Here is a 14,550-nt window from a genome sequence, read left to right on the forward strand (position 1 = left end):
GTACGCCGACCACGCGCAACCGAGGGGAACGATCGTGCCCGACATCGCCATCGACATCCACCAGCTGACCGACCGCTACGTCGCCGTGTGGAACGAACCCGACGCCGAACGCCGCCGTGCCGCGATCCGCGAGCTGTGGTCCGCCGACGCGGTGCATGTGCTGCAGCCTCCCAAGGAGTTGCTGCAGGCCGCTGAAGGGCTCGGCTTCGACCGACTCGTTCTGGAGGCGCGCGGGCACAGCGCGTTGGACTTCCGGGTGACACGCGCCTACGAGGAGTTCGTCGCGCCGGGCACCTTCGTCTTCCGCTCGCGTGGCAACGCCGACCGACTCCACGATGTCGTCAAGTTCCACTGGGAGATGGTGCCCCAGGACGGCGGGGAGGTCGCGGCCGTCGGACTGGAGATCCTCATGCTCGGCTCCGACGGCCGCATCCTCAGCGACTACCAGTTCATCGAGGGATGACCGCGCCCCCGCGGCACTGCGTCAACTGTCCGGTGGGCGGGTCAGGTTGTCCGTGCTGCGGTGGCGGTCCGGATCCGGGCCAGTCGCTGTTCCAGCGTCGAGCGGCGGTCGGGCCACTCCGTCGCGGTGATCGAGAACATCGCGGAGTCACGGAGCAGGCCGTCCTCACCCGGTGCCCACGACCGGGACCAGTTCCGCAGCACCCCCTCGAACCGTGCCCCCACGCCCTCGATCGCCGCCCGTGAACGGGCGTTGCGCGCGTCCGTCTTCAAGTCGACGCGCGCGACGCCCCAGTTCTCGAAAGCATGCCGGAACAACAGGAACTTGGCCTCGGTGTTCAGCCCCGTGCCCTGGGCCGAGGCCGCCAGCCAGGTGAAACCGACCTCGATCGCACAAAGACCGTCACCGCTCGGCCAGGGACGCGGATCCCAGTAGGCGGTGGCCCCCACGACCCGTCCCGACGACTTCTCCACCTGTGCGTACGGGGCCAGCTTCCCGGCGGCGGCACGGGCCAGCTGCATGTCGATGTACCCCTCGACCTCGGCCGCCCGGGGCACCCAGGTGAACCCGTAGGCGCTCCGGTCCTCCTCGGCCGACGCGGCCAGGTCCGGGGCATGCCGATGCTCCAAGGGCTCCAGGCGCACAAGCGCGCCTTCGAGAACCGGCCCTTCAAGCGTGAAACCCACTGATCACCCTCCATGTCCGTGCAGACCGTCCGCATCCGGGGCGCAGGCGTCGGCCACCTGTGTGGTGAGGAAGTCCAGCAGGGCGGTGTTGAAGGGCTCGGGCTGCTCGGCGCTGGGCAGATGTCCTGCCTTTTCGATGACGGCCATGGTCGCGTGGGGGACGAGACGGTGGATCGCCTCGGCGTCCGCGACGGGCGTGTAGACGTCGTCCGCGCCCACGACGATCAGCACCGGTTCCCGTACGGCGGTCAACGTGTCCCGGTAGTCGGGGCGTTCGGCCCGTCCACGCAGTGCAGCCGCGGCGCCACGGGGGTCGGTGGCACGCATCATGCCCAGGACCCGCTCGGCGACATCCGGCATCGCGGTGACGTTGTACGGGGCGAGCATCTTGTCGATCACCTCGCCCGCGTAGCCGTCCATCCCCTCGGCGAGGAGCCGGTCGGCCAGCCGGTTGCGGAACTCCTTGCCCTCGTCGGTCTCGGCAGGGGCGGAGGTGTCGGACAGGACCAGGGCGTGCACCCGCTGCGGGTGACGGCGCCGGAACTCCATGGTGATCTGACCGCCCATGGACACGCCGCCGACCACCGCTCGTGCGATGTCCAGATGGTCGAGGAGCGCGGCGAGGTCGTCGGCGAAGTCGGAGAGGAAGACCTTTCCGGGGGTGACGCTGCTGCGGCCGTACCCGCGCAGATCCGGCGTGATGACCCGGTATCCGGCTTCGGTCAGTGCCTTGGCCTGGGGTGCCCACAGGGTGCGGTCGAAGGGGTGCCCGTGGATCAGAAGGACCGGCAGTCCGGCCGAGGGCCCGAGGTCGTCGTAGTGGATGGTGGCGCCACGCAGGGCTACGGCGTTCAACTCAGGCACACTGACTCCATGATCGGCCGGGCGGCAGAACAACACGCGGAACGACATCCGGGGGAAGCGTAAACCTTGCCCTTGGGGGCAAGGTCAACACGGCTACGCCGCTCGACTGCGGCGGTCAGGCTGCGGAGTGCTGCCCCTCGCACGAGATGCTCCGGCCGGGGGAGGATGGGGCGATGTCGGAGGCGCTGTGGGCATGAACCAGCCGGTGTTCGAAGAGCGGGAGGCGGAGCGCTCGTCGGTGCGGATGGGGCCGTGGCGGTTCGTGATCTGGTTCGGCACGGTCAGCCTGCTCGCGGACTTCGTGTACGAGGGCGCCCGTTCGATCACCGGCCCGCTGCTCGCCTCGCTGGGCGCCTCCGCTCTCGTCGTCGGCGTGGTCACCGGCGCCGGTGAGGCCGCGGCGCTGGGGTTGCGGCTGGTCTCCGGGCCGCTGGCCGACCGCACTCGCCGGTTCTGGGGCCTGGCGATCGCCGGGTACGCCCTGACGGTCGCCTCGGTGCCGCTGCTGGGCGTCGTCGGCGTGCTGTGGGCGGCGTGCGCGCTGGTGATCGCCGAGCGGGTCGGCAAGGCGGTGCGCTCGCCCGCGAAGGACACGCTGCTCTCGCATGCCACCGCCGCCACCGGGCGGGGCCGCGGCTTCGCCGTCCACGAGGCGATGGACCAGATCGGCGCCCTCGTCGGCCCGCTGCTGGTGGCGGGCATGCTCGCGCTGACCGGGAACGACTACGGGCCCGCGCTCGGCGTGCTCGCCGTCCCCGGCATCGCCGTACTGCTGCTTCTGTTCCGGCTGCGGGCCCGGGTGCCGGACCCGGAAGCCTACGAACGCGAAGTGACCGCCGCAGCACCCACGACACCGGGCGGGCGCGACGGGCGACTGCCGAGGGCGTTCTGGACCTACGCCGGATTCACGGCGGCCACCACGACCGGGTTCACCACCTTCGGCGTGCTCTCCTACCACCTGGTCCAGCGCCATCTGCTGTCCGCCGCATGGGTGCCGGTGCTGTACGCGGCGGCGATGGCCGTGGACGCCGTCGCCGCGCTGGCCACGGGCTGGCTGTACGACCGGCACGGCCCGCGCGTGCTGATCGCCCTGCCCGTCCTCGCGGCGGGGGTGGTGGCGCTGGCGTTCACCGACACGGTCGCCGTCGCGGTGGTCGGGTCGCTGGTGTGGGGCGCCGCCATGGGCATCCAGGAGTCCACCCTGCGCGCCACGGTCGCGGACCTGGTGCCCAGCGGACGGCGCGCGACCGCGTACGGCCTGTTCGCGGGCGTGGTCGGCGCGGCGAGCCTGGCCGGCGGAGCGCTGACGGGCGGCCTGTACGGCTACTCGATCCCCGCGCTGATCACGGTGGTCGTCGTCATCCAGGTGCTGGCCGTGGTGTTGCTGCTGGTCACCGGGACGAGCCGGCGCGGTGGCGACGCCGTCGCGGCCCGGTGAGTGGGCGGCGTCCACGATCGCCAGGGCGAGCACCGCCACGACGTCTGCGCCGGCACGCCCGTGGTGCCGGTGGGCGCGAGCCGCTCCGGAAGTGGTGGGGCGATCCGCCGACGCCGGCCCACCCACCCGGCTGGTTGCCGCCCCGGCCGTCCGGCAGGAGACTGCTGGTATCCGGCGATCGGGCTCGCCGCCAACCGCACCGACGCGGTGCCGATGGCCTCTCCCCACTGACCACGCTCACGTCTGAGGAGGTCAGGGCCATGCCCCGGATCACCGTCGACATCGACGCCACCGCTTCCTCCACCATCCGCGCGTCCGACGACGGCGCCTGCGGACGCCTCACCTCAACGGGCTGGCCGGTCGGACACGGACGCATCCCCGACACCCTGGACGACGAAGGGTTGCCGCTGGACGCCCTGGTGCTGATGCCCGAACCCGCCCTGGCCGGCACCACTGTGCCGGCCTGGCCGCTGGGCGTCCTGCACCGCACCGGTGCACCGGCCGCGCCCGCCGCTCCGGTGCTGCTGTGCGTGGCCGAGGACCCTTCCTTCATCGACCTTGTCGACACCGACGACCTGTCCCGCTGGCACGCCGAAGGCGACGCCTGGGCCGCTGTTCTGGCACGGCTGCAGCACCAGGCCGTCGGCAAGGTCATCGACTGCGGCACCCGCGCCGAGGCCGAGCATCTGATCAGCGACGCCCATCACGCCTACGAGCGGCTCACGGGCTGCCTCGATTGACGGCAGGGACACCGACCGGCAACGGATTCGTCAAGATTCACCCAAGCGCTGCACAGGAAACCCTTAGGTAAGGCTCACCTAACCTATGCTGACGTCGTCCCCAGGCAGCCCGCCCCCACCCGGCCGCCACCAGAGCACGACCCGGAGTTCTCCCCATGTCCAGCGCCAACATCGCCCTGCTCGGCGCCATCGCGGGCCTCACCATCTACCTCGGCCTCCCGCTCGGCCGGCTGCGTACACCGACACCCCGCCTGAGGGCCGGGCTGAACGCCGTGGCCATCGGCATCCTCGTCTTCCTCGTCTGGGACGTCCTCACCCACGCCTGGGAGCCGGTCGACGAAGCGCTGAGCGACCATCACTGGGCGACGGTCGCCTCCGGCGGAATCGTCCTCGCGGCCGGACTCGCCGTCGGGCTCGCCGGGCTGGTGTACTACGACGCCTGGACCGCCCGCCGCCGAGCCGCCGCCGAGCGTCCCGACGGTCCCGGCGCGGCCGTGGCGACGGAGCTGGCGCCGAAGATCCGCAGCCAGGCGGCCTCCCTCGCCCTGATGATCGCGACCGGCATCGGCCTGCACAACTTCGCCGAGGGCCTGGCCATCGGCAACTCCGCCGCCAAGGGCGAACTCTCCCTCGCCGTGCTGCTCATCATCGGCTTCGGCCTGCACAACGCCACCGAGGGCTTCGGCATCGTCGCCCCGCTCGCCGCCGAAGGCGAACGCCCCTCCTGGGCCACCCTCTTCTGGCTCGGGCTCATCGGCGGCGGACCCACCTTCCTCGGCACCCTCGTCGGCCAGCACCTCGTCAACGACACTCTCTCCATCGCGTTCCTGGGCCTGGCCGCCGGCTCCATCCTCTACGTCGTCATCGAACTGCTCGCCGTAGCCCGCAAGGCCAACCTGAAGACGCTCACCACCTGGTGCATCCTCCTCGGCCTGCTCCTCGGCTTCGCCACGGACGCGGTGGTGACCGCCGCCGGGGCCTGACCGTTCCCACTCCGAACCACCCTCCGCTCGCGGACTGCCCATGGCGAACCATGCGGTGTGTCCCCGGGCGGAGGGTGTCGGCGTTGTGCACGCATGGCAGGGATCCGTCACTTCAACGGCGTTCCGGTGCGCGGTACGCCGGATTCCTGGCGGGTCGTCAGTCGTGCGGCGGCAGGTGGCCGATCTGGTGGTCGGCGATGTTCAGCGCTTCGTCGACCAGGCGGCGCAGATGTCCGTGCCGCAGCGCGTACACGACCCGGCGCCCCTCCTTCCTTGTGGTCACGAGCCCGGCCAGGCGCAGCCGGGCCAGATGCTGGCTGACCGATGTCCGTGTGGCATCGGTCGTCCCGGTCAGCGTCGTGACGTCGGCCTCCCCCTCGCCGAGCCGCCGCAGCAGAGCCAGACGGGTGCGGTCGGCGAGCAGACCGAGGACCTCCACCGCGACCGCGAGGCGTTCGCCATCGTCTGCTTGTTGCGAGGGGTGCGCACCTGATAGATGCATGCGTGCGTTCATGTGCACATAATGGAGGAGCAGCAGTACCGGCGTCCACCTACCAGCAGCCCGCCGTCCGCGAAAGGCGCACCTTGAACGAGCAGACCCACACCCACGAGCCGCACGGGCACCGGCACTCGTACGCCGACGGCCACCACGATCACGGGCACGACCATGACCACCCGCACGGAGGCGGATGGTGGTCGAAGGCCCGGCACCAGCTCGCTCACCTGGTCACCCCGCACAGCCACGAGGCGCTGGACAAGGTCGACTCCGCGATGGAGACCTCCCGCGAGGGGATGCGCACGCTGTGGCTGTCGCTCGCCATCCTGGGGGCGACCACCGTGGTGCAGGCGATGATCGTGGCGGTGTCCGGGTCGGTCGCGCTGCTGGGCGACACCATCCACAACGGGGCCGACGCGCTCACCGCCGTACCCCTCGGCATCGCGTTCGTCCTGGGGCGGCGGGCGGCCAATCGCCGCTACACCTACGGATACGGCCGCGCCGAGGACCTGGCCGGCATCGCCATCGTGCTGACCATCACCGCCTCCTCCGCGCTGGCCGCCTACGAGGCCGTCGACCGCCTGCTGCACCCTCGCGACGTGAGCCACCTGTGGGCCGTCGCCGTCGCCGCCGTGGTCGGCTTCGTCGGCAACGAGTGGGTGGCCCGCTACCGCATCCGCACCGGCCGCAAAATCGGCTCCGCCGCGCTGGTCGCCGACGGCCTGCACGCCCGCACCGACGGCTTCACCTCCCTGGCCGTCCTCCTCGGCGCCGGCGGCGCCGCCCTCGGCTGGCGCTGGGCCGACCCGGTCGTCGGGCTGCTGATCACCGCCGCGATCCTCATGGTGCTCAAGGACGCCGCCCGCGAGGTGTACCGGCGCCTGATGGACTCCGTCGACCCAGCCCTGGTCGACAGCGCCGAGCGGGCCCTGCGCACCGTCGAGGGCATCGAGCATGTCGGCTCGGTGCGGATGCGCTGGATCGGCCACTGCCTGCGCGCCGAGACCGACATCGTCGTCGACCCGCGGCTGAGCGTCGCCCGGGCCCACGCCATCGCCGTCGAAGCCGAACACGCCCTGATCCATGCGGTGCCCCGGCTGACCGCCGCCACCGTACACACCGACCCGCACCCTACCCCCGACTCCGGCGACCCCCACGCGGCTCTCCTCCACCACACCACCCGCTGACGCCGGCCGGGCCGACGCAATCCGCCCTGTCCGGCGGTCACTGTCCAGGCCCGGACGGACAGCGTGCACGGGCAGCGCGCGTGCGGGAGCGATTGGCCTTGCGGACCGCGTCGAGCAGCCTTGCGCTCCCAGTGGTCGCCGACCTTCTCGTGCGTGTGCTTGAGCGCGCCGTAGGCGACTCGGTGTGCCCGCTCGCCCTCGCCGTACTGCTAGATGGCGGAGTCGTGCGCCTTGACCCATGTGCGCTGGGCCTCTTCGGAGGAGCGCTCGAGGGTCGATGGCAGATCCCGTCGTCCAGGCATGTCGCTCACCTCCTCGTGTGGCTACCGGGTGCGCCGGGTTCCCGGCGCATCACCGCCGTAACGGCAGCGCCCGGCCCACGGGGCGGTGCGTCGGATCTTCTGCGGTGAAGTCCACCTTGTGCTGCAGCTGGCGGCGCTGACGGACGCCAGTGAGACCCCCGAGACCGCCGTACGCACCTTCATGGCTCTGCGCGATCGCAACTGGTCGACCGCCGGACGCGTACGCAGAGCCGGGACCGGGAAGATCGAGAAGGTGCTCGCCGATGCCGGATATTCCGAGGGTGACCGCAAACGCATCAGTACGGCGATGACCGATGCGGCACTGCACCTGCTGGAAGACCGCGGAGGCGACCTCGGCGAACTCGTGGAGGACGACCGGCAGTTCGTACGCCTCATCGACGCACTGGTGAGGATTCGGCATGACGAGGGCGGCTATCAGAAGGTGCGCGAACAAGTCGGCAGGAAGGGCTGAGTTCAGGGTGCGACACGTGCGACATCAGGGTGCGGGACGACGGGTCGGCGCCCGGGGGGATGCGTCACACGCTGTCCTTGCGTTCGACAACAAGGATGCGGGCCTGCGGCCTGGGGTGAGCCACGTGGGCGTCGCCGGGCTCCACGCAGCACACGCGGCCGGGCACCAGCCGCTCCACGCGTTCGACACCGTCCACGCGGTAGTGCATGTCGACGGCACCGTCGAGGACCACAAAGACCTCGGGCCCGTCGTTGACATGCCAGACGTACGGCTGGTCGGTCCAGTGCAGACGGACCGTCGCCGTCTCGAGTTCCGCCAGCTCAAGGGCACCCCAGGGACGGTCGGCGGTGTGGGACGCGGCGTCGAGGAAACGCATCGGCTCTGCTCCTGAACGAGAGATCGGGGCTGCCACGGGTCTGTCCCGCGACCGCTTCACCCTCTCCCGGCCACGGGCCCGAGACCAGTGGCAGTAATGCCCATGTTCGTAAGATTGCTGCCATGCATCATGTGGTGGCGCTCGCCCTGCCCCGTGTGGTCGCCTTCGACCTCGCCATACCCGCACAGATCTTCGGTGACCCGGGCGGGCCGGGCGGCTATCGGTTCACGCTGTGCGCCGCCGCGTCCGGTCCCGTGCCGACCACCACGGGATTCGACCTCGTGGCGCCCCACGGACTCGAGGCGCTCACCGAGGCCGACACCGTGGTCGTCCCCGGCTACCAACCGCTGACCCCGCCCCAGCCGGCCGTCCTCGACGCGCTGCGCGCCGCGGCGGAACGCGGTGCACGCATGGTCTCGGTCTGCACCGGCGCCTTCGCGCTCGCTGCGGCCGGACTGCTCGACGGCCGGCGTGCCACGACGCACTGGATGGACGCGGACGAACTCGCCCGGCGCCACCCGCTGGTCGACGTGGACGCCGACCTGCTCTACACCGCTCAGGCACCCGTCCTGACCAGCGCCGGTTTCGCCGCCGGGATCGACCTGTGCCTGCATCTGGTGCGCGAGGACCACGGCGCCCAGGCCGCGGCGGACCTCGCCCGCCGGCTCGTCGTGCCGGCTCACCGGGACGGCGGACAGGCCCAGTACCTGACCCGCGCCATGCCCACCGAGGGCACCAGCATGGCCTCCGTGCACGCTTGGGCCCTCCAGCACCTGGACCGGCCGCTGACCGTCGCCGATCTCGCCCGGCAGGCCGCCGTCTCCCCCCGCACCTTCGCCCGGCGCTTCACCGCCGAGACCGGCACAACACCCCTGCGATGGCTCAACGGGCAGCGCCTGCAGGAAGCCCGCCGCCTGCTGGAAGCCACCGACCTGCCCGTCGAGGAAATCGCCCGCCGCTGCGGGCTGGGCACCGCGGCCAACCTCCGACTCCACCTGGCCCGGGACGCCGCCACCACGCCCACCGGCTACCGGCGCACCTTCCGGGCCCGCGCCACACCACAGTCCCGCACCTGACCCGCACGAGCCTCGGCCGCCGCGCTAATGCCGACGGTCGCCCGGTCGAAGACCCGGGCGGGTGCAGACGTCGTTGATCCACTGGACGAAACGCGGCTTGGACGCGGCCGAGTACTGCGGCCGGGTCAGGCATGGCGCTCCTTCACTCGTCCGTTCCGTGCCGCCCGCTCGTCGTCGGCGTGTCTGCTGCGTCCCTCTAGCCGTCGACCACCCTCCCCCAGAGGGGGTACCCCCAGCAGGTCGCTCACGTCGGTGCCGAGCCCGGAGCCGATCCGCGGCAGCGCGACGTTCACGATCGTCACGTCGAGCAGCACCAGGAAATAGCCGACGCACATCACGACCAGTACGGTGCGCGGCGAGCCGCCGTCACCGGCCCGGGGCACCGTACGCCGCAACAGGCTCACAGCGGCATCGGCCACCTGGGCTGCGTACCCCCGGGGAACGCCTCCATACCCGGGGAATGCGATCGCCGACACGCCTGGTCGCCGGAGCTACGACCGTGCGCAGGCGCCGTGAGACACGTGGGCTGTCCGGCGCTGGTTCTCACATGTCATCCTGGCGGTCATGGCGATCGACGCAGACGTGGCCGTCCTGGTCGGACTGCAGGCTTCCGGAAAGTCCACCTACTACACGCGGTGCCTGTCCGGTCGGTACGCGCTGGTCAGCAAGGACCTGTTTCCGCGGGGCGCCAAGAACAAGCAGCGGCGGCAGATGCGACTGGTGGAGGAGCATCTGACGGCGGGGCGGCCGGTGGCGGTGGACAACACCAACCCCTCGCCACAGGAGTGGGGCCCGCTGGTGGAGCTGGCCCACACGCACGGGGCGACGGTGACGGCCTACTGGTTTCCGCCGGACGTGGCCGGCTCGCTGCGACGCAACGCCGCACGTGCGGGCCGTGAGCGTGTCCCGGACGTCGGAGTTCTCGCCACGCTGAAGCGGCTGCGCAAGCCGTCAACGGCGGATGGATTCGACGAGGTCCGCGAGGTACGGTTCGACGGGCGGGGCGGCTTCCACACCCTCCAGACCGGCATCCACGGCGTAGCCAGGGTGGCGGGAGGGAATCAGAGGGGCGCGTGGAGCGTTTTGGGGGAACACGGGGAATACATCAAGCACCTCGGGGCGTGAGTCGGGAGGTGAGCGGGTACGGGCACTCCCTTCAGTACGCAACTGTCGGTGCCGGGCCTGTCACCGGTGCGCGGTCTCGGTGCCGAGGCCGGCCGGGCCGCGGTACGCCTGGTCAGGCTGCCGGTCGACATCGCCGTGGAGGGCGTGGGGCAGCTGACCGGATGGATCGGTCATGCCCGGCCCGCGCCGTCGGCGGAGTGGAGCAGGCCACCGGCGGCCGACGCGACGATCCCGGTGCTGCTGGTCCACGGCCTGGCCGACCGGGAGTGGGTCACCTCCTCTCTGCGGCGTGGCCTGGACGGCTGCGGTGCGGGCCCCTTCGTCACGGTCAGCTACAACGCGCTCAGCCCGGACATCCGCACGGCGGCGCGGGTTCTGGGCGAGCAGGTGGAGATGGTCCATGCCCGGGGTGCGGCCGGGCCTGTGGTCCTGATCGGCTACAGCCTGGGCGGCCTGATCGCCCGCTACTACGTGCAGCGCCTCGGCGGGGATCGCTGCGTGCCCCTGCTCGTCACACTGGCGACCCCGCACGCCGGGACGGCGACGGCCCTGCTGGCTCCGCCCCATCCGCTGCTGCGCCAGCTGCGGCCGGGCAGCGATGTGCTGACAGAGCTCGCCGAGCCCGCCACCGGATGCCGTACCCGGTTCGTGGCCTTCTACAGCGACCTGGACGAGGCTGTCGTACCGGCCGCCAGGGGCCGGATCGACCATCCCCACCTCAAGGCCCGCAACGTGCTCGTGCCCGGTGTCGGACATCTGACCCTCCCGCTGCACCAGCCGGTCATCGATCAGCTGCGCTCCCTGCTGACTGCCGCCGGCCAGGCCGTGGCCCCCGGATCATGTCCGCACGCCCGTGACATCGACATCGCCCGTGACATCGGCGAGGAATCGGAGGACGCTGAGAGATAGGGGGTAGGAACGAACGTAGCCGGTAAGAACGTCAGCACCTGTGCGGACCGACACCATGGCCTCTTCACCCAGCCCCGACTGCGGCGCGACCGTGCGTCCCTATCGCCCCGAGGATGAGCCAGGGGTGCAAGACCTGATCGATGCGGACCGGCTGCCGGGGCAGCAGCGTTGCACCCCGGAGCAGCTGGCCGCTGCGCGGTGCCGTCCGCTCGCCCTGGCCGGCTGGGCCACGTCGGCCCGGCCCGGGATCGGCGTCCTGGCCGACGCCCAGGAGCGCCCCCGCGGCGTAGTCGCGTACACGTCCTGGAGGGATGCCGGCACCGGCGTGATCTGCTGGGCCTACGGCCGCGAGGATCCGCCCGTGCTGCGTGTCCTCCTCGGTCATGCATGCGCCGCACTCGCCCACTGCCCGAAGATCGACGCGTTCGTCGGCGCCCCGCCGGGCCCCCTGGGGCCGGGTGGCCTGCCCCGCGCCCGCCGCGCCGCAACCCATGACGCTCTGGTGGAGGCCGGATTCACCGGCCGTTGCCAGGGTGCCTACCTGCACTGCGCGCTACCGGGCGAGCCGTCGCCCGCCAAGCTGGTCGCCGACGTCTTTCCCTGCGAGGTCCCTCCCGGACACCGGCTGATCGTCCGGGACGGGGCCGAGCCGGTCGCGGAGGCGGTGGTCGGTGCCGGGCCCGGCCGCACCGCGACCGTGTACTGGATCGAGACCCGTCGCACCCACCGTGGCCGGGGCCTTGGCCGCAAGCTGCTCGGCCAGGCCCTGGCCCTGCTGGCCGAACAGGGTGCCTGCGAGGTCGCCCTCGTCATCGACGACGTCCCGGCCCGTACCCCGGAGAGCGAGGCCGCCGCCCGGCTCTTCGGCTCCTTCGGCTTCACCCTCGTCGACCGGTTGTGGACCTACCGGCGGCAGCACCCCAGGGCCCCGCGGCCGACCGTGTGAGTCCGGCGGGTGCGGCCACGGGGCCGTCCAGCAGGACACCGGGAGCCGCACCGGTCAGGCGGGCACTCGCTCGGCGGCCTTCTCCGCGGCCTTGAGGACGGTGGAACGTGCCTGATGGCGCCGCTCGTACTCCAGAACCCGCCGGCAGTGCCGGGGTTCGGCGTCATTGAGCCGCTTGACGACCTCCTCCGCGGTCATGCCGTCGTAACCGGGCCAGGGCACCGGCCCGAGCAGGGCGGCGATCCGGCTCAGGACAGCCGGGCGGCCCGCGTGGGAACGCTCGTAGGCGCCGACCATGGCCAGCTCCGTCTGCGTCAGATGCGGCAGCCGTTCGTTGATCATCCTGGTGCTGAGCCTGCGGTAGTCGGGGATGGGCAGCTCGTCCTCGCTGATGAGGGCTCCCCGCGGGGCACCCTGGAGCCGGTCCGCACCCGGCATGCGCTCAGCCGTCTCCCGCAGCCAGCTGCTCCACTCGCGCACCGCCAGAGCAGCACCGCCGACACCCGCTCCGTCCGTGGTCTCGCTGGCCGCCACCGCGGCTTCGGCGTGCTGTTCGAGAGCCTCGGCGAGCTCCTCCAGCGCCTCCTCGTCGTCACGGCGGATGGAGTCGAGCAGCTCGGTGGTGACGGCGTCACTGGACTCCTGGGCGATGCGTTCGGCGGCCCGGCAGACGGCCAGGGCCAGCGCGGTGACCGCGTACTCGTCCTCGGCGTTCTTCAGCAGCCGCAGCTGGGTGGCCGTTCCCCGGCCGCGGAACACGGCGGCCGGAACCGACATCGCCATGCCGAGGGGTAGCCGGGCCGCATGCCCGGTGAGCTGCCAGGCGCTCCCGAGGACGTTCTGCATCAGCCCGCGGGGCTGCAACGTACCCAGGCGTTCGTCGATGCGGTAGACGTGGCCGCGGGCGTCGCCGAGGCGGCGCTCCAGGACGTCCCGGTGTTCACCGGGGGGCGTGACGGCGAGGTGGGCCTTGAAGCGGTCGGCGAGCGCCGCCTTGGTCTCACGGACCTCGCGCAGCGCCGGAACGAGCAAGTCTGTGGCTACGGACATCAAGGTTCCTTCGGATGCTCGGTGCTCGGGAGGAAATCGGCCGGAAAACGGCCCCGCACCCACCGTGCCCCGAACCGGCCACTCCCGCATCCTCCGCTCCGGCGTACGGGAGTGGGCGCAAGCGCGGGCCGGTTCCCGGACTCGGCGCCAGGACCTGCGTCCTGGTGGTGTTGTGATGCGCGAAGGCGGTGGACTGCATGCCCTGTGTCGGTGTCCGCGCGCTGAGCCATCCGGGGCTGGTCCGCTACGTGGCGATCCCCTGGTGGCCCGCTCCTCCTCTCGGCGCCGCCGTCCCGTCGCTCTTGCGTGCCGTGTTCCGCTCGTAGAGCCGTTGGATGTCGTGTGCGGTGATGATGCCGTCGAGGCGGGCGCTGTCCATGACCAGGACGGGCAGCCCGCCGCCGGTGCCGAGCCGTGCCAGGACTGCGGTGAGCTGCTCGTCCGGTGCGGCGATCGTGCACTGGGAGACGGGGGTCGCGAGGTCCCGTACGGGACGCGCCTGCTGCTCGCCGGACGGACCGAGGGCCAGCCGGCGCAGCTCCACGACCCCGCTGGGCCGGCCTTCGAAGTCCAGCAGCGGCAGCACCGAATGCCGTGTCCGGGCGGCCACGTCGGACAGGAAACGGTCCACGGTCAGCCAGTCGGGGCCGGTGTCCACCGGACTGGTCATCGCGTCGGCGACCCGCACCCCGCGCAGGGCCAGGGCCAGCTGCGCCCACCGGCGTTCGGCCGCGGCGGCGCCCGCCACGAACAGGGCGACGACCATCAGCCACAGTCCGCCCGTCATGCCCCTGGCGAACGCGAGCCACCCCAACAGGGCCAGGCCCATGCCGATGATCTGTCCGGTGCGCCCGGCCGCGCGCTGGGCCCGTTCGCGGTCGCCGGTGCGCCACCAGAGCGCGGCCTGGAGCACGCGGCCTCCGTCGAGTGGAGCGGCAGGCAGCAGGTTGAAGACGCCCAGCAGCAGGTTGGTACCGCCGAGCCAGCCCAGTACGGCGACGGGGAGTCGCCAGTCGAGCAACGCGTGAACCCCTGCCGCGGCGCCGACGGCGGCCCCGCCGAGCAGCAGGCTGGCGAGCGGTCCGCTGACGGCGACCGTGAACGCCGTCCGCGCCGTGGTCGGCCGGTCCATCCGGGTCACTCCGCCCAGTGCCCACAGCGTCATGTCCTGCACCGGCACCCCGGCCCGGCGGGCCACGAGCGCGTGCGCCGTCTCGTGCGCCACCAGGCTGGCGAGCAGCAGGAGAGCGCCGGCAACCCCGGCCGTCGCGTACGCAAGAGGTGCCAGACCGGGTGCGTACGCGGGCAGCGTCCGGTCGGCCAGGCCGTACGCGAAGAGCAGCATGATCAATGGCACGCTCCAGTGCGCGCGCACCGTCACACTCCGCACACTTCCGATCCTGATCGAACCCTTCATCGCCAATCTCACCACCGAGG

At 71.8% G+C, this 14,550-nt stretch carries 17 protein-coding genes and 1 pseudogene; 10 read left to right on the forward strand and 8 right to left on the reverse strand.

The genetic code is table 11. The features are described 5' to 3' along the window. Positions 1-34 precede the first annotated feature (34 nt). A complete protein-coding gene (locus ACZ418_RS11435) occupies positions 35-463 on the forward strand; it encodes a hypothetical protein (protein ID WP_468360517.1) in 429 nt (142 codons plus the stop codon). Between the two features lie 41 nt (positions 464-504). Here the strand turns inward: ACZ418_RS11435 and ACZ418_RS11440 are convergent, their stop codons facing one another. Continuing rightward, complete coding sequence (locus tag ACZ418_RS11440; RefSeq protein WP_468360520.1) at positions 505-1,149, reverse strand: GNAT family N-acetyltransferase; 645 nt, start codon at positions 1,147-1,149, stop codon at positions 505-507. A gap of 3 nt (positions 1,150-1,152) precedes the next feature. Next, the gene (locus tag ACZ418_RS11445; RefSeq protein ID WP_468360804.1) at positions 1,153-2,004 is read right to left on the reverse strand and encodes an alpha/beta fold hydrolase; all 852 of its coding nucleotides are present in this window, start codon (positions 2,002-2,004) and stop codon (positions 1,153-1,155) included. A 202-nt stretch (positions 2,005-2,206) separates the two neighbouring features. Between ACZ418_RS11445 and ACZ418_RS11450 the strand changes: the two genes are divergently transcribed. The 3 genes from ACZ418_RS11450 (at position 2,207) to ACZ418_RS11460 (ending at position 5,174) form a co-directional block, all read left to right on the forward strand. Continuing rightward, positions 2,207-3,451, forward strand: a complete 1,245-nt coding sequence (locus ACZ418_RS11450; protein WP_468360523.1) for an MFS transporter — start codon at positions 2,207-2,209, stop codon at positions 3,449-3,451. Between the two features lie 260 nt (positions 3,452-3,711). Continuing rightward, complete coding sequence (locus ACZ418_RS11455) at positions 3,712-4,191, forward strand: inorganic diphosphatase (RefSeq protein WP_468360526.1); 480 nt, start codon at positions 3,712-3,714, stop codon at positions 4,189-4,191. A 155-nt stretch (positions 4,192-4,346) separates the two neighbouring features. After that, on the forward strand, positions 4,347-5,174 hold the full coding sequence (locus ACZ418_RS11460; RefSeq protein WP_468360529.1) for a ZIP family metal transporter: 828 nt from the start codon (positions 4,347-4,349) through the stop codon (positions 5,172-5,174). A 157-nt stretch (positions 5,175-5,331) separates the two neighbouring features. Here ACZ418_RS11460 and ACZ418_RS11465 read toward each other — a convergent pair whose 3' ends face one another. After that, positions 5,332-5,688: a helix-turn-helix domain-containing protein gene (locus ACZ418_RS11465; RefSeq protein WP_468360531.1), complete on the reverse strand. Its 357-nt coding sequence runs from the start codon at positions 5,686-5,688 to the stop codon at positions 5,332-5,334. Positions 5,689-5,759: 71 nt separating this feature from the next. Here ACZ418_RS11465 and ACZ418_RS11470 point away from each other — a divergent pair, with 71 nt between their 5' ends. Beyond that, complete coding sequence (locus ACZ418_RS11470) at positions 5,760-6,857, forward strand: cation diffusion facilitator family transporter (protein WP_468360534.1); 1,098 nt, start codon at positions 5,760-5,762, stop codon at positions 6,855-6,857. Positions 6,858-6,958: 101 nt separating this feature from the next. Here ACZ418_RS11470 and ACZ418_RS11475 read toward each other — a convergent pair. Further along, positions 6,959-7,159 (reverse strand): annotated as a pseudogene (locus ACZ418_RS11475) (ChaB family protein); the annotation flags it as partial. Positions 7,160-7,277: 118 nt separating this feature from the next. On the opposite strand from ACZ418_RS11475, the gene ACZ418_RS11480 reads away from it, so the two are divergent. Next, the gene (locus tag ACZ418_RS11480; RefSeq protein WP_468360537.1) at positions 7,278-7,631 is read left to right on the forward strand and encodes a hypothetical protein; all 354 of its coding nucleotides are present in this window, start codon (positions 7,278-7,280) and stop codon (positions 7,629-7,631) included. A gap of 64 nt (positions 7,632-7,695) precedes the next feature. Here the strand turns inward: ACZ418_RS11480 and ACZ418_RS11485 are convergent, their stop codons facing one another. Further along, positions 7,696-8,007, reverse strand: coding sequence for a cupin domain-containing protein (locus ACZ418_RS11485; RefSeq protein WP_468360540.1), 312 nt, complete (start codon positions 8,005-8,007; stop codon positions 7,696-7,698). Between the two features lie 122 nt (positions 8,008-8,129). Between ACZ418_RS11485 and ACZ418_RS11490 the strand changes: the two genes are divergently transcribed. Then, positions 8,130-9,083, forward strand: coding sequence for a GlxA family transcriptional regulator (locus ACZ418_RS11490; RefSeq protein ID WP_468360543.1), 954 nt, complete (start codon positions 8,130-8,132; stop codon positions 9,081-9,083). Between the two features lie 125 nt (positions 9,084-9,208). On the opposite strand, the gene ACZ418_RS11495 is transcribed toward ACZ418_RS11490, so the two are convergent. Further along, positions 9,209-9,502: a hypothetical protein gene (locus ACZ418_RS11495; protein WP_468360546.1), complete on the reverse strand. Its 294-nt coding sequence runs from the start codon at positions 9,500-9,502 to the stop codon at positions 9,209-9,211. A gap of 145 nt (positions 9,503-9,647) precedes the next feature. On the opposite strand from ACZ418_RS11495, the gene ACZ418_RS11500 reads away from it, so the two are divergent. The 3 genes from ACZ418_RS11500 to ACZ418_RS11510 all read left to right on the forward strand — a co-directional run bounded on the left by ACZ418_RS11500 (position 9,648) and on the right by ACZ418_RS11510 (position 12,063). After that, positions 9,648-10,208: an AAA family ATPase gene (locus ACZ418_RS11500; protein ID WP_468360549.1), complete on the forward strand. Its 561-nt coding sequence runs from the start codon at positions 9,648-9,650 to the stop codon at positions 10,206-10,208. A 48-nt stretch (positions 10,209-10,256) separates the two neighbouring features. Beyond that, the gene (locus ACZ418_RS11505) at positions 10,257-11,117 is read left to right on the forward strand and encodes an esterase/lipase family protein (RefSeq protein ID WP_468360552.1); all 861 of its coding nucleotides are present in this window, start codon (positions 10,257-10,259) and stop codon (positions 11,115-11,117) included. 124 nt (positions 11,118-11,241) lie between these two features. Beyond that, positions 11,242-12,063, forward strand: a complete 822-nt coding sequence (locus ACZ418_RS11510) for a GNAT family N-acetyltransferase (protein ID WP_468360555.1) — start codon at positions 11,242-11,244, stop codon at positions 12,061-12,063. A gap of 54 nt (positions 12,064-12,117) precedes the next feature. On the opposite strand, the gene ACZ418_RS11515 is transcribed toward ACZ418_RS11510, so the two are convergent. Both ACZ418_RS11515 and ACZ418_RS11520 read right to left on the reverse strand, forming a co-directional pair. Next, complete coding sequence (locus ACZ418_RS11515; RefSeq protein ID WP_468360558.1) at positions 12,118-13,113, reverse strand: hypothetical protein; 996 nt, start codon at positions 13,111-13,113, stop codon at positions 12,118-12,120. Between the two features lie 244 nt (positions 13,114-13,357). After that, positions 13,358-14,530, reverse strand: a complete 1,173-nt coding sequence (locus ACZ418_RS11520; protein WP_468360561.1) for a site-2 protease family protein — start codon at positions 14,528-14,530, stop codon at positions 13,358-13,360. Between the last annotated feature and the right edge of the window lie 20 nt (positions 14,531-14,550).

It is taken from the genome of Streptomyces sp. NPDC030820 (assembly GCF_055572075.1).

What these genes read in the sequence shown, in the direction of transcription:
- ACZ418_RS11520 (WP_468360561.1), bottom strand. Translation starts at nt 14,530, where the DNA reads ATGAAGGGTTCGATCAGGATCGGAAGTGTGCGGAGTGTGACGGTGCGC.
- ACZ418_RS11490 (WP_468360543.1), top strand. Translation starts at nt 8,130, where the DNA reads ATGCATCATGTGGTGGCGCTCGCCCTGCCCCGTGTGGTCGCCTTCGAC.
- ACZ418_RS11515 (WP_468360558.1), bottom strand. Translation starts at nt 13,113, where the DNA reads ATGTCCGTAGCCACAGACTTGCTCGTTCCGGCGCTGCGCGAGGTCCGT.
- ACZ418_RS11450 (WP_468360523.1), top strand. Translation starts at nt 2,207, where the DNA reads ATGAACCAGCCGGTGTTCGAAGAGCGGGAGGCGGAGCGCTCGTCGGTG.
- ACZ418_RS11460 (WP_468360529.1), top strand. Translation starts at nt 4,347, where the DNA reads ATGTCCAGCGCCAACATCGCCCTGCTCGGCGCCATCGCGGGCCTCACC.
- ACZ418_RS11500 (WP_468360549.1), top strand. Translation starts at nt 9,648, where the DNA reads ATGGCGATCGACGCAGACGTGGCCGTCCTGGTCGGACTGCAGGCTTCC.
- ACZ418_RS11485 (WP_468360540.1), bottom strand. Translation starts at nt 8,007, where the DNA reads ATGCGTTTCCTCGACGCCGCGTCCCACACCGCCGACCGTCCCTGGGGT.
- ACZ418_RS11455 (WP_468360526.1), top strand. Translation starts at nt 3,712, where the DNA reads ATGCCCCGGATCACCGTCGACATCGACGCCACCGCTTCCTCCACCATC.
- ACZ418_RS11465 (WP_468360531.1), bottom strand. Translation starts at nt 5,688, where the DNA reads ATGAACGCACGCATGCATCTATCAGGTGCGCACCCCTCGCAACAAGCA.